At 61.0% G+C, this 13,137-nt stretch carries 6 protein-coding genes; 2 read left to right on the forward strand and 4 right to left on the reverse strand.

Annotated elements, in window-relative coordinates:
- Position 1 precedes the first annotated feature (1 nt).
- The 3 genes from PQU92_RS14795 to PQU92_RS14805 all read right to left on the reverse strand — a co-directional run bounded on the left by PQU92_RS14795 (position 2) and on the right by PQU92_RS14805 (position 8,976).
- Positions 2-3,106, reverse strand: a complete 3,105-nt coding sequence (locus PQU92_RS14795) for a glycoside hydrolase family 2 TIM barrel-domain containing protein (protein ID WP_272749023.1) — start codon at positions 3,104-3,106, stop codon at positions 2-4.
- Positions 3,107-3,151: 45 nt separating this feature from the next.
- Complete coding sequence (locus PQU92_RS14800) at positions 3,152-5,701, reverse strand: GH92 family glycosyl hydrolase (protein WP_272749024.1); 2,550 nt, start codon at positions 5,699-5,701, stop codon at positions 3,152-3,154.
- Positions 5,702-5,940: 239 nt separating this feature from the next.
- Positions 5,941-8,976: a TonB-dependent receptor gene (locus PQU92_RS14805; protein ID WP_272749025.1), complete on the reverse strand. Its 3,036-nt coding sequence runs from the start codon at positions 8,974-8,976 to the stop codon at positions 5,941-5,943.
- Positions 8,977-9,332: 356 nt separating this feature from the next.
- Between PQU92_RS14805 and PQU92_RS14810 the strand changes: the two genes are divergently transcribed.
- Entirely contained in the window at positions 9,333-10,304 is a 972-nt protein-coding gene (locus PQU92_RS14810; protein ID WP_272749026.1) for an ROK family protein, read from the forward strand.
- A 96-nt stretch (positions 10,305-10,400) separates the two neighbouring features.
- Positions 10,401-11,615, forward strand: coding sequence for an ROK family transcriptional regulator (locus PQU92_RS14815; protein WP_272749027.1), 1,215 nt, complete (start codon positions 10,401-10,403; stop codon positions 11,613-11,615).
- Between the two features lie 23 nt (positions 11,616-11,638).
- Here PQU92_RS14815 and PQU92_RS14820 read toward each other — a convergent pair whose 3' ends face one another.
- The gene (locus tag PQU92_RS14820; RefSeq protein ID WP_272749028.1) at positions 11,639-13,003 is read right to left on the reverse strand and encodes a dicarboxylate/amino acid:cation symporter; all 1,365 of its coding nucleotides are present in this window, start codon (positions 13,001-13,003) and stop codon (positions 11,639-11,641) included.
- Positions 13,004-13,137 lie beyond the last annotated feature (134 nt).

A 13,137-nucleotide genomic window follows, 5' to 3' on the forward strand; every position in this document is an offset into this window, starting at 1 on the left:
CCTATTCCCCGGTCGACAGGCGGAAGCGATAGCTGACCGGCGCAAGCGGGATGCGGTACTTGACGAGAGGCCGCCCGATGCTGTTCCAGCCCGTATCGCCACCGACGCCCGCCTGTGCGATGTCGATCAGCAGCGAACCCTTGCCGTGCGGGGCGACGTCGGAGGTCTTCCAAGCGCCGCGCGGGTGCAGATAGAGGTCTTCGTAGGGGAAGGCGAGGGCATTGACCGACAAGGGTTGCGCGCCGGTCACTTTCAGCGACGCGCCCTCACCCGACAGCGTCAACCAGCGCACATCGGTCTTGTTGCCGCTTTCCTGCGGCCGCGCATAGGCGTGATATTGATCGGCGACCTTGCCGCTGTAGATGCCGAGCGCCATGCCGGTCTTGCGGTCAGCATAGGATTCCTGCGGCCCGCGCCCGTACCATTGCAGGTCCTGAAGCGCCGGGTCGAAATCGAAGCGCAGACCGATGCGCAGCGGATCGGGCAGGTCGTCCTTAAGCGGCGTGAAGTCCGCCGTCACCTCGACCTCGCCATGGGCGGCCATGCGGTAGGTGACATCGAAACGCGCTCCACCCTGCCCCAGCGCATAGGCGACCTTGACGAAATCGGGGCCGGTTTCGATGGCGCGTACCCGGCGGCTATCGGTATAGTCTTTCCAGATGTGGTGGCTTTTTTCGAGACCGATCCCTTCGTCATTGTCGATCAGGCCGCGCCAGAAATTCGGCGTCCCGCCCGTGATCAGGCTCTTGCCTCTGGCCTCCAGCCGGATCAGACCGGTGGCGGGGTCGATGGTCAGGCGACGATCACGGGCGCTTAAAGTGACGGCGTCAGCGGCTTTCGACACCTTAACCGCCCCCGTTTCCAGCGGCGGCAACGCAGTCCCGGGCTGGATCACGAACTGATCGAAGGCCAGGACGGTTCCGGCGGCAACGCCCTTGATCGCGCCGTCCCTTGAACGAGCGCGCACGGTGAGAATTAGTTCATCTTCCGGACGGCTTTTTACACGAGGCAGGCTCAGGGCAAGGTTCTGTGTTTCCCCCGCTGAGACCTTAACGCCATCGAGCTTACCCGATACAACCTCATGACCGTTATTCGTCAGGCTCCAGTCGAAATCGAAACCCGACAGATCGATCAGATCGTAGCGATTGCTGACCGTAAACTTGCCATCGGCAGTGCGCTCGAATTTGACCGGAGCCTGTACCTTTTGCAGTTCGTAATATTCCGGGTCCGGCGTGCGGTCGGCCTGAATGACGCCGTCACCGACGACGGAATTATCACCGCGCTGAGGGTTCAAATCGAAGCCCGAGGCCCAGTAATGCTTACCTTTGACGTCATAGGCATCGACATACTGATCGACCCAGTCCCAGACAAAACCGCCCTGAAGCTTCTTGTGCGCGCGGATAGTTTGCCAGTAATCCTCGAAATTACCGAGACTGTTGCCCATGGCGTGGGCGTATTCGGTCTGGATCATCGGCTGGGCGAAGCGCGGGTCTTCGGCATAGTCGGCCATACGGTCGATATCGTCATACATTGGCGCGTAGATATCGACATAGGCGTTCGGTCTATGCTCCGCCGTCAGAGCGCTGTAGCCAAGGAAGGATAGCAGACGCGACGGATCGTTCTGGCGCACCCACTTCGCCGCCGCCTCGAAATTGGGGCCGACGCCGGTCTCGTTGCCCAGTGACCAGAAGATAATGGAGGGATGGTTCTTGTCGCGCTCGACCATGCGCGACACGCGGTCCAGATGCGCGGCGGCCCATTGCGGCTTGAAGCCCAGTTGCAGGCTGGTGTCGTTCTTGTCGCGGCCCAATGTCATATATTCGTGGCTTTCGACGTTCGCCTCATCCATCACATAGAGGCCATATTCATCGGCCAGATCATACCAGCGGGGATCGTTGGGATAGTGAGAGGTGCGCACCGCATTGACATTGGCCTGCTTCATCAGCTCGATGTCCTTGCGCATCGTCTCTTCGGACATGACCCGGTAGGTGATCGGATCGTGTTCGTGGCGATTGACGCCCTTGATCATCACGCGATGGCCGTTAACCTGAACCTCGCCATTGCGGATTTCCACCGTCCGAAAGCCGATCCTGCGCGATGTCGCCGAGATCAGATTGCCCTTGGCGTCCTTCACCTCGATGACCAGTCGATAGAGGTTCGGCGCTTCCGCCGACCATGGTTTGACACCCTTGATCGTGCCTGAGAGCTTCGCCGGTTTGCCGGTTGCGGCCTTGCCTGTGGCCGTCAGCACCGCCGTCTCGCCGTCATAGACCGTGGCGGTCACGCTTGCCGCGCCCTTGGCACCGGCCAGTTCGGCTTCCAGCGCGAAGGTGCCGTCGGTGTAGGTCTTATCCAGCCCCGCCGTCACCGTATAGTCGCGCAGCCGCGTCTTCGACTCGGCATAGACATAGACGCTGCGCTCGATGCCCGACAGCCGCCAGAAGTCCTGATCCTCAAGATACGATCCGTCGGCGTAGCGGTAGATTTCGATGGCGATGCTGTTCTTGCCCGCCTTGACGAACTTCGTCAGGTCGAACTCCGACGGCAGTTTGGAGTCCTCGGAATAGCCGACCTTCTCGCCATTGACCCAGATATAATAGGCCGCCCCCGCCGCGCCGATGTGGAGGAACACATCTCGTCCATCCCAGTCCGCTGGCACGTCGAAATCGCGCTTGTATGAGCCCACCTCGATCATGTCGTGCGGGATGAAGGGTTCGTTCATCGGGAACGGGTATTTGATATTGTAGAACTCCGGCAGGCCGAACTTGCCGCCGCCCTGCGCCTGAATCATGCCGGGGACCTGAATCTTGTCCCATCCCGTCAGGTCCGCACCGGTTTTGTAGAAATCCTTCGGGCGGTTTTCGGTGCCTTTGGAGAATTTAAAATCCCACGTCCCGTCGAGCGAACGGTAATATCTCGACGCCGCCATGTCGTCCTTGAGTGCCAGATCGCGGCGCTCATAGTTGAAAAAGGTTGCCTTCATCGGTTCGCGGTTCACCGCCACCACCTCAGGCTGCTCCCATTCCGCAACCGCAGCCGGTTGCGAGAAAACGGGTGTCGCCAGAACCAAAGCCAGCGCGGTCAGCGTGACCAGACGAATAGACATGGGTATCCTCCGTGGCAGGATTAACGTCCTGCCTTTGTATTTTTTTTAATTAGCGCAGGCCTTTGCCGGCCCGGCGATCAGTTCGACTTCGGCGACCTTTGCGTTACCGCTCAGTTCAAGGCGGTAACGGGCATAGGCCTTGCCTTGGACGGCATAGGTTTTGGTCATATGCGGCTGCGGGAAGGCTTCGCCCTTGCGCGCATCGATGGCCACCCAGCGCTTGCCGTCCCAGCCTGTAAAACGCCACGCCTCAGGCGCGCCGCCCTCGGTCCCGATGCTGACCGTATAGGCCTTGAGGCATACCGGCGCGTCACGCGTGAAGGTCACGGCCTTACCGGTCCAGCCGGTCGAGGTCTTGCCGTCGGTCAGGGTCGCGACCGCACCGCTCTCATCCGTTGCAGCGACGCTGACGACCGCGCCGTCATAGACCCACTGCCCCGGCTTATCACTCATGGTGAAGCTGAGGGTGCCGCCGCCCAGAATCTGCGCCTGTGTGACAAAGGGTGTTTCCAGCGCCGTGCCATTCAGGCTGACGCCCGCGATATAGGGATCCTCACCCCCCGCGTTTTGCCCCACGATCTCGAACGTCTTGCCGTTTTCCAGATGGATGACGCTGCGCGCATGGCGCGGGCCGTGCAGGTAATAAAGATCGCTCCCTAGTTTAGGAAACAGACCCAAGCGATTGAAAACATAATTCGAACTCATCGCTCCGGCGTCTTCGTCACCCGGATAGGAGGTCGCTGTGAAATGGCCGAAGACTTCGCGCGCCCAATAGGACGACAGGTCGGCGCGACCCAGATTATGAAACAGCCACGGCGTCGAAAACGACGGCTCGTTAGTAATATCGATCAGCCCCGCATCGAGGGCGTGGTTCAGGCGTTCGTTGAAGCGCACGCGCCCGCCCATCGCTTCGGTCAGGCCGTCGAGGTCGTGCAAAACCCCGTAGGAATAGATCCACGCCGTACCCTCATAGAAGCCGACATTGTTGTGAACCTTGCCGTCCCATCCGAGTTTGGCGTCGATATCCTGAAACTTTCCGTCCGGATAGCGCGGCATGATGAAACCGCTGAACCCGTCACTGACCGCATCGGCGTTCCACACCTTGCGCCAGTTATCGGAGCGCTTGAGCAGGGTGCCCGCCTCATCCGCATGGCCGATCTTGCGCGCCACCTGTGCGGCGAACCAGTCGTTGAGCGCGAACCCGAGCGTCGAGGAGCCCGACTTGGCGCGCTGATTGTTCGGCTCCGGGCTCAGATCGCCGACGCCGAAGAACCCGGCCTCCAGATAGCGCGGCCGGCGGCGCTCAAAGGCGTTGAAATGCGTCAGGCGATAGGCATCGTTCCAGTCGACACCCTCGGCGCCGCGCAGCAGCGCTTCGCCAATAACGTTATCGGCCTCGTCGCCGCCCTGCCCCACATGATAGTTCTGCCCGCCGATAATGGCCGTATCCGCCGCGCCCAGCTTGTCAAAAGTGTGGATCAGGCCATTGATATTGCTGCTGTAATCCTTGGGCGACAAAATCGACATCAGCGGGAACAGCGTCCGGTAGGTATCCCACAGCGTGTAGTGATCGTCCCAGTTCGGGCGGCTCATCTCTTTGGTCGGTTGATCTTTCGAGCGGTCGCGCGGCTGAATCGACGCGTGATAGAGTGCGGTATAGAAACGCCGCGTCTGGGCGGTATCGAGGCCCTCGACCTCGACTTTGCTGAGGCGTTTGTCCCACGCGGCCTGAGCCTCAGTGCGGACCTTATCGTAATCCCAGCCGGGAATTTCGTGGTCGAGCAGGGTCTGCGCGGTCTCGGCGCTGGTGAACGATACGGCAATCTTGACCAGAACCGGCGCCTTTTGTTGCGCGTCGAAGGTCAGCCACGCCCCGAGGCGCTCGTCGGAACCGGCTGTGCCGGAGGTCGCCTTGTCGAGTTTCGTCGTGCCCTTGAACACCCCCCAGCCCGTCGGGGTCTGGCTGACCTGCGCCACGAACCAGATGTCGATCAGAGCCGGGTTCCAGTAACCCTTGGCCTTGACGTGGCCGGTGATTTTGCCGGTTTTCGGGTCGAAACGGACCTCGGAGACCTCCGAGGCGACCAGCCCGCCGACCTTGCGCGTTACATCGAGCACCAGTTGCGCCTGAGACGTCGTCGGATAGGTCAGGCGATAGATGGCTGAATAGTGCGACGGCGTGATCTCGACCCGCGTATCATAGCGCGACAGCCGGACCGAGTAGGCGTCGGCGGCCATGACCTCGTCGGCCTTGGGCGACAGATGGGCGGCCTCGTCGAACTGCGGCGCGCCGACCTGAGGCGACAAAAGGAATGTACCGTAGGTCGTCACCCCGCCGGAACCCTGCGTGTGCAACTGTCCGAAGCCACTGATCGGCTCGGCGGGATTATAGCCTGAATTATTGGGATTTAGCGTCTCCGGCGACGGATGGATTGAGCCGTTAGGGCGTGCCGGCCCCGGAATAGTGTCGCCTTCGTTGTCGTTGCCCAGACCGATGCGGAGGTCCGGCTGCTGATAAAGCGCCTGTGCATCAACGGCACAGGCATGGCCGATAAGGATCGAAGCCGCCAGAAGTGCCGATTTATATCTGATCATACCCGTCGGTTCCTGCGCTTTAATGACAACAAAAAAAGAGCGGACCGGCCCCCGAGCGATTGCTCCGGTCCGGCCCGCCTGAGGAGTGATTTGGCTGAACATAAGGGGCGTTCGGCCGGTACGCGGTACAATATCAGGTCGTGCAATGCCTTAACACGGCCTAATTCCATGGAAGTCGGTCCCAAAAAAAGCGGGCGGATCGGGGGAGAACGCCGACCCGCCCAGTGGGGGGACGTGTCTTAAAAAACAGCGCGCGCCGTCAGGGTAATGGTGCGGCCGTCGTAATCGATCCAGCGCACGAAACGCTCATCGTTTTCATACTCGTAACGCTTCTCGTTGGTGACGTTATACGCATCCAGCGACAGGGTAACCTTGTCGGTGAGGTTGTACGAGGCCGACAGATCGAGCTGACCACGGGCCTTTACCGAACGCGCCGCGCCGGTATAGGTGCCGTTGGCGTTCAGCGGGTAGTCGGTACGGTAGTTATAGACCGCGCGCACCCCGAACTTAGGCGTTTCATAGAACAGGATCGCGTTGGTCGCGTGTTTGGAAATCCCGGGGAACGGCGCGATGGCCGGGCTCTTGGAGTCGGTGTAGGCGTAGTTCAGGCTGCCGCCCAGATAGCGCCAGAAACCAGGCAGGAAGTCGAAGTTCTGCTGGATGTTGAATTCCAGCCCCTCGACCGTCGTGTCGCTATCGAGGTTATAGGCCCCCGACGCATTAACGTGCACGACCTTGCTGCTGGAAGACAGGCTGGTGGCCGTACAATACTGGCCGTCCCACGACAGCGGGCCGAAGCCCCAGGTCGAGCCGTCCGACGGGCAGAGGATCGCCGGGTCTGAGGTGGCGACGACGCGCCCCGTAATGATTTTCTTGAAATAGGCCAGCGAAATCACACCGCCCGGACGATTGTACCATTCAACCGAAAGGTCGTAGGAGTCGGCCAGATAGGGCTTCAGCTTGTTATTGCCGATGCGTACGCTGGTGTCATAGACACTGACCGTCGGGGTCGACAGGGTGGCGTTCAGGGTTTGCGACGGCGTGATGCGGGTAACCGGCGAATACTGACGTGCCTGCGGACGGACATAGGTCTTGTAATAGGCCCCGCGCAGAACGATGTCGTCGGTGATATCGGCCGCGAAGATCGCCGAGGGCAGCCAGTAGTGGTAGCTGTTCTCGATGGTCTGCCATTTGAAGTTCGTAATCGACCCGACCGAGTTGGCGAAGGGCGTCACAACGTCGAAGGAGTCGATCTTGTTGTCCGTCGCTTCATAGCGCGTACCGACATTACCGCGGACGCGATGCCCCAGAATCTCGGTCTCGTATTTGGCCTGAATATAGGCCTGGGTGACGTCATTTTGGGTGTTGTAGTTATAGTCAGCGAAAGCGCCGTCGGCGTACTGGATGTTGAAGCCCGCCGTCGTCAGACCGCCGCCTGAGGCCGTATAGACCGCCACCGGTTGCAGAGCCGCGATAGTGCGTTCTGCGTCGAAGGTCACCCAGTTGGTGGTGATCTTCGCATCGCCATTCATGAAATCACCCACGAAGGACGGCGTATAGATCATATCCTGCGTCAGATTCTGCGTCTGGAGGCCATAGCCCATATTGCGGAAGCCACGCGATTGGAACTTGTTCTGGGTCAGCATCACGCCGCCCTTCAGGCTCTTGATCGGGCCGAACTCGACGAAGCGTTCGGCGTTGAACTGCGCGGAATTGACGGTTTCTTCGGCGAAGGATTCCGAGCCGCTGAGGCTGAAATAATAGATGCCGCCGGGTTGCAGGTAACCGGCGGGATCGGACGCCGTCGGATTAATGCTGTTGGACGTGCCCTGCCAGACCCACCCCGTGCTGAATATCTTGTTCGCCGGGGACGGGGTAACCGTATAGCTGAAGCGGTCGAGGTCACCGAAACCGGTGGTGATCGTGCCGCTGAGGCCGTTGGTGCCGGTGGTCGCCGGATTGGTTTGCAGGTTCAGTTCGGTCTCGATCGACGAATTTTCCCCCTTGGACAGGGCCAGCACGGCATCGAGTTTCCAGCCTTCGTGGCTCCATTCAGCATTGGCGACGATACCGCCCGCCTTCTGGTGCTGACCGTACTGGCGCGTCGAGATCTTGCCCGGGAAGTTATTGTGGGTCACCGTCTCATAGACCCAGCGACCGTCCGACGTCTGGACCGGGGCGCCCGACGGCGTCATGGTGCCCGCGCCCGCCCATACGGCATTGATCAGGAAGTGCTGGGTAGTCTTCGGCAGATCGCGATCGGTATAGTAGCCGACAAGGCCCACCTTGGTGTTGGCGTTCGGCTTCCATTCGACACCGCCGGACGCGGTCCACAGATCGCCTTCGTTGGTACGGGTATATTGACGGATGGAATCGAGCGCATAGACGCCGGTATTGCCCTTCGAGCCGGTCGTGGATGTATTGAAGGCTGTGGTGCCGAGCACGCCGGACAGCGTCTGACAGAACGAACCCGAGGTCGGGCAGGCCGCTGCCGAATAATAGTCGCCATAGGTGGCGGCGAACTGTGCATTGGTCAGGCCGGTCAGGGTCGGCGTCAGGCGGCTGTAGCCGTTGAAGCGCAAGGTGTCGCGGCGGAAGTTTTCTTTCTTGTAAGCGATGGTGCCGAACACGGCCAGGGTATCGCTGAAATGTTTGTTGTAGCCGACGGTGAACGCCGGGGCGACCTTGCCGCCCAGCTCGTTATATTCGTAAGACGCCTTGAAAATACCGCCATCCTTGCGGCTGAGCGCCGGGGCGATCTGCATATCGACATTCCCGCTCAGGCCACCCGACGGCGCATTGGCCATCGGTGATTTCTCAACCACAAAGGCCGAAAAGATATCCGAGTTGAACGCACCCAGCGGCGTACCCTGATCGTTGGCCAGCGACGGCGGCGGGGCAAAAGCGACGCCGTTCAGGGTCGTTTGCGCATAGGAACCCGGCATGCCGCGGACGTTGATCGTAGCGTTGCGACCTTCGGCTTCGCGGTTGATCTGCACGCCCGGTATGCGTTGCAGCGCCTCGCCCACATTCAGGTCGGGAAAGCGGCCCAGACCGTCCGACGAGATGCCGTCGGTGATTTCGATATTGTTCTTCTTGGCGCGCAGCGCGTCGGCATAGCTCTTCTTGAAGCCGGTGACGACGACGGTCGTGGCGTCGTCCTGAGCCGGGGCGGCTTCCTGCGCCAGAGCCGCAAACGGCAGGCCGCCGATGACGGTGGCGCCGAGCAGTGCAGCCTTCCAGGCGGCATGGGCACGGGGATTGAACGGGTACATCTAGGTTCCTTTCCTGATCGTCCGGCGGGGCCGGTTTTATAATTATGCCTGTCGGTCATGTGGGCGCCGACGGGTCTCGTTTTTCGAACTAACAGCGTCGCTTCACGCCGTCAATTTCAGCTAACCTACACGCATTTCTATTTTTGACAATGAGGCAAAAAAGCAACATAAATTACTTATACATTTGTTTTATAATGATTTTTATAATTACATTTAAAATATTTATTTTTAAGATATAAAAAATGACCTCGCCATCTTGAAGCGGGCGCAACCCTTCGTTACGCTGGCGTCAAAAATAGAATAACCGTCTTTCCCGCGTATCCGGGACAGGCCTACACGTCAGGAAACCGCGTTCCATGCTGTATATCGGTGTCGATTTCGGAGGCACGAAAATAGAGGCGGCCGCGCTCGATTCCAGCGGCGCGGTTCTGGCGCGTGAGCGAAGCCCGAACCCGGGCGCCTACGAAGCGGCTCTGACGGTGATTCGCGACCTCACCCTGTCGGTGGAACAACAGGCGCGCGCCCTGCCCGCCTGCCGCAACCTGCCGGTGCCGGGCATAGGCGTCGGGATTCCCGGTTCCCCCTCGCCGCGTACAGGCACGATCCGCAACGCCAATGCGGTATGGCTGAACGGCAAGCCTTTCCTGCGTGACCTCGAACGGACTCTGGGGCGTCCGGTCCGTCTGTCCAACGACGCCAATTGCCTCGCCCTTTCCGAAGCGCTCGATGGCGCCGCCGTCGGACACGACAGCGTGGCCGCCGTCATTATCGGCACCGGCGTCGGCGGAGGACTGGTTCTGGGCGGTCGTCTGATAGGCGGTGCCAATGGGATCGCCGGAGAAATAGGACACTTCGGTCTGCCCTGGGCGACCGCGGCGGAAACCCCCGGCCCGGCCTGCTGGTGCGGTCAACGGGGATGCGTCGAGACGTGGGTGTCCGGGACGGGCTTCGCGCGCGACCATGCCGCGCAAACCGGTCGCCACCTGACGGCGGAGGCCATCATCGACGACATGCGCGCTGGCAATCCCGACGCTCAGGCAACCTTTACGCGCTTCCTGTCGCGTCTCGGGCGGACCATAGCGGCCATCGCCAACCTCTACGATCCGGAGGTCTTCGTTTTCGGCGGTGGCTTGTCGAATGTGGCGGAAATCTATGAGCATCTGCCCGCGCAGGTCGCCGCGCATGTGTTTTCCGACGCCTGGGACGCCCTTCTGGTTCCGGCCCGCTGGGGCGATTCCTCCGGGGTGCGCGGCGCCGCCTATCTGTGGCGGGATATCCATGCCGACACGGTGCCGCACAGCCCCGCCCGCAAAACCATGGCGGGGTGAGAGCCCGATTGACTCAAGAGCCCCGATTGACTCAGGGGGCCCCGATTGACTCAGGGGACAAAGTCTGGCCATGACTTGTGACGATAAGGGGCGAATATGGACTGGGTGCAAAAAACCCCGGCTTCGGCAGACGGGCTATCGGGGACGAATCTCGAACGGGCGGGCGAGCATAATCAACGGGTCATCCTTCAGGGTATCCGCGCCAACGGTCCCGTTACGCGCACCGATCTGTCCGCATTGAGCGGGCTCACCCCCGCCGCTGTCGCCAAGATCACCAACCGCCTTCTGGATGAAAAGCTGATCAAGCGCGACGGCAAGATTCTCGGCGGGCGCGGCCAGCCGGCCAGCAAATTCGTCATCCGGCCCGACGGAGCCTATGCGCTGGGGCTGAATATCGACCGCGATCATACGACGCTGGTGACGATGGATTTCGACGGAGGCGTCGTCGATCGCACCGCCATGGAAACGCATTTCGCCCTGCCCGAAGACGTGCTCGACTTCGTCCTGAAAACCATCGAGCGCCTGAAACGCGAAAAGCCCTTCATCATGAAGCGCCTGAGCGGCATCGGTATCGGCATTCCGGACCGGCTGGGCGATATTCCCTTACCGAATAAACCCCCCAGCTACGAAGCCTGGTCGCGGATCGACGTGTGCGCCGTCTTTGCCGAGGCGCTGGGCCTGCCGGCCTTTTCCGAAAACGATGCCACCGCCGCGGCGATCGGCGAGCTTCATTTCGGCAGCGGTCGGATGCACCAGCATTTCATCTTCACCCTGATCAGCGCCGGTCTGGGGTGCGGTCTCATCATCGGCGGGCAACCCTACCGGGGTGCGGACGGGCGGAGCGGCGAAATCGCCTTTCTGAGCCGAAATCTGTTCAGCGACCTGCCTGGCGACGGCATCGTTCAGGACCATGTGTCGCTCTATGCCCTCTATGCCTATCTCGCCGAACAGGGCGTCAAGGTCGCCACTCCCGGTGAGATCAGCCCCGACGATCCGCGTCAGGCGGCGGCCATTGCGGCCTGGACCGATCGGGCGGCGACGGAACTGCTGGGCACGGCGGCGGTGATCAATGGCGTGCTGAACCCCGAAGCCCACATCATCGGCGGCCGTCTTCCGGCCGCGCTGGCCGAGCGCTTGTGCGAGCGACTGAACGCTCTCATGGCGGCGCGCCTGCCGCAGGCCCCCTGCATCGCGCCCTTCCGCCCGGCGAAAGCCTCAGAGGACGCGGCCCCCATGGGTGCCGCCATGCTCGTCTTTCAGAACCGCTTCCTGCCCAAGCCGGAAGTGCTGATGAAAACGGGCACCGTCTGAGCCTCCCCTTTGTTGCATTATATTCAGTCGGAACTGGACTCTCCGATCCGGACACCGGCGGGGGCACCGGAAAGCTGGGTGACAGGTTCGATGTCCCGCAACGGCGCCTTACCCGACAGGGTGGCCTGAAACAGCGGCAGGTCGAGCGACTTTTCCCAGCGCGAGACGACGACGGTGGCGACCGCATTGCCGATGAAGTTGGTCAGTGAACGGCATTCGGACATGAAACGGTCGACGCCCAGAATGATCGCCATTCCGGCCACCGGCACGCTCGGCACGACCGAGAGCGTCGCGGCCAGCGTGATAAAGCCGGCGCCGGTAACGCCCGCCGCCCCCTTGGACGACAGCATGGCGACCGACAGGAGCAACACCTGTTCCCCCAGCGACAGGTGGGTATTGGTCGCCTGTGCGATGAACAGCGCCGCCAGAGTCATGTAGATATTGGTGCCGTCGAGATTGAACGAATAGCCGGTCGGCACGACGAGGCCCACGACCGAGCGTTTGCAGCCTGCCGCCTCCATCTTCTCCATCAGGCTCGGCAGGGCCGATTCCGACGACGAGGTTCCAAGTACCAGCAGCAGCTCAGCCTTCAGATAGGCGATCAGCCTGAAGATCGAGAAGCCGTTGACAGCGCACACCGCCCCCAAAATGACGACCACGAACAGGGCCGAGGTAGCGTAAAACGTGCCGACCAGCGCCGCCAGATTGAGAATCGAAGCGATCCCGTACTTGCCGATCGTGAAGGCGAAAGCCCCAAACGCGCCGATGGGCGCGGCCTTCATCAGGATCGACACCATCCTGAAAATACCGTGGCTGACAATCTCCAGCATATTGACCAGCGGCTTCGCCTTCTCGCCGATCAGGACCAGCGAAATACCGAACAGGATAGCGATAAATAGCACCTGCAATATGTTCCCCTCGACGAAGGCCGAGGTGAAGGTGGTCGGTATGATGTCCATCACGAAGCCGGTCAGGGTCGAATCGTGGGCCTTGGCGGCGTATTCGGCCACCTTCGGGTCGTGCAGCGAGGCGGGATCGATATTCATGCCCCGACCCGGTTGTACGACATTGGCGACGATCAGCCCGACGATCAGGGCCAGGGTCGAAAAGGTCAGAAAATAGCCGAAGGCCTTGGCAGTGACCGAGCCTACGCCCCTGAGGCTGCCCATACCGGCGATGCCGGTGACGAGGGTGAGGAAGATAACCGGGGAAATGATCATCTTGACCAGCTTGATGAAGCCGTCGCCCAGCGGTTTCAGCGCCTCGCCTGTGGTCGGGTAAAAATGCCCGATGGCCGCGCCCAGTGTGATCGCCACCAGCACCTGAACATACAGATGGGTATAGACGGGGGATTTCCGGGGCGGGAGGGCGTCGTGAGATAGGGACATCGGTGCCTTCGGGGGCGTGGGATCAGGGACGGCCGACCATAACGCGCCCGACGATAACCGCAATATTTCAATCGCCGACAGGGCGATACCCAAGGGGACGACTGGATCGTCACAATGTTAACAAAAAGCAACTT

The sequence above is a fragment of the Asticcacaulis aquaticus genome (assembly GCF_028550415.1).
Taxonomy (GTDB): domain Bacteria; phylum Pseudomonadota; class Alphaproteobacteria; order Caulobacterales; family Caulobacteraceae; genus Asticcacaulis; species Asticcacaulis aquaticus.